The following is a 1,477-nucleotide window of genomic DNA, read 5'->3' on the forward strand; positions in this document are numbered from 1 at the left end:
CGCCCCGCCGGACCTCTCCCAGTTCGCAGGGGCGTATCGCCACTACCGGTGGGCCTTCACCACGGTGGAGAAGATGCTGCAGCTGACGTCCGAATTTGCGGTGAAGGATACAGGCAAGGGAACGCTTTTGGTCATCGGCCGGCTGAGCCCCGGAGAGTACGCGCCGGTCGACGGTTCGGGGCTGTTCCGTCACGTGACCACAGGCGAACTGCTCTCTCTCGCGCCCGGCTATGGCGGACGAATGACGCTGAACCAAGGCACGTTTCCGTTCGTCACCGCCTTCAAGCTCCAGTCCTGGGAAACACAGGCGTTCAATGCTCTTGCCTATTGGGTCTTCGTCATTGGTCTAGCGGGCTTGGGCGTACTCGGCCTCGTCACAGCGATTGGGGCGCTGCGCGGCGCAGCTGCGGGGCCGGCAGTAGGCTATGTCGGGCTCGCGATCGCGCTCTTGGCGTGCGGCGTCGGCTTCTACGTCTTCATCAGCATCGCCCAGAGCCTGTCGGAGCTGGATGTTCAGGCCGGCCCGCCGGAAATCGGCAAGCTCCTGCTGGGGATTCCGATCGCGGCGGCCGGGATCGCCCTGGCCTACGTGATCGGCGCCGTCACGGGTGTCAGCCGGCCGCGGAGCCTGGGGGGCTGGGCGTTCGCGGTCATCGGCCTCGCCGCGCTCGCCGCGTTCCTGACCTACCTGCACTTCTGGAACGGGATCGGCTGGAACTTTCCCTAACGCCTGGCTTGGCGGGTTGCCTTCAGCGCGCCGTCGACGACGAGGAGCTGGCTGTTGACACACGTTGAGGGCTCGGAAGCTAGGAAAGGGATGGCGGCGTTCCAGCGCGGCGGCGGTCGCGCGTTGCAGTCACGCCTACTCCTCGCCGACCCGGCGACCGGCGCCATCCGCGCCGGCAACACAGGACCATCTCCATGAACTGGCTCCCTGGATGTCGCGCAGTCCCGCGCATGCTGTTGGCGTTCGCGGTGGCGCTTGCGACGCTGGTCGGGGCGCGGACGTACGCCCTCGCCCAGACGACGCAGCCCGTCCGCGCCGACGCCGCCGGCGATTTGGGCGACGCGGCGCTGGCTCGCTGGAGCGATGATACGTTCGGCAAAGCCTACAGCGACGGCGCCTTTTCCGGCATGGCGCTGGTGGTGGTGCGCGACGGTCGCGGGGCGCTTCGCACGCAGTATGGCCTAGCGCGATACAATCCGGATCAACCGCTGGAGCCCGGCCAGACCCGTCTGTTGATCGGGTCGATTTCCAAAACCTTCACCGGTATCGCCATTCTGCAGCTCGTCGAGGCTGGCAGAATCCGGTCGATCGAAGAGCCTGCCAACGCCTATCTGGAACGGCTCCAGCTTCCCGGCGCACGCGGGGCGAAAATCAGCATCAAGGATCTCCTGACCCACAGCGCGGGCCATGAGCTGCGCAATTCAGGCGTCTGCGCGCATGAGGTGATCGCGAGCCCGGTCAACGGCGCCC

At 66.8% G+C, this 1,477-nt stretch carries 2 protein-coding genes; both read left to right on the forward strand.

The window, feature by feature from the left end; genetic code table 11:
* The coding region (locus ACLD7X_RS16710) for a hypothetical protein (protein WP_411424815.1) at window positions 1-727 on the forward strand (727 nt) is incomplete at its 5' end.
* Between the two features lie 230 nt (window positions 728-957).
* Window positions 958-1,477, forward strand: a 520-nt coding sequence (locus tag ACLD7X_RS16715; RefSeq protein ID WP_411424816.1) for a serine hydrolase domain-containing protein, incomplete at its 3' end; no start/stop codon positions are given.

It is taken from the genome of Aphanothece microscopica RSMan92 (assembly GCF_046613545.2).
GTDB lineage: Bacteria > Cyanobacteriota > Cyanobacteriia > PCC-6307 > Cyanobiaceae > NIES-981.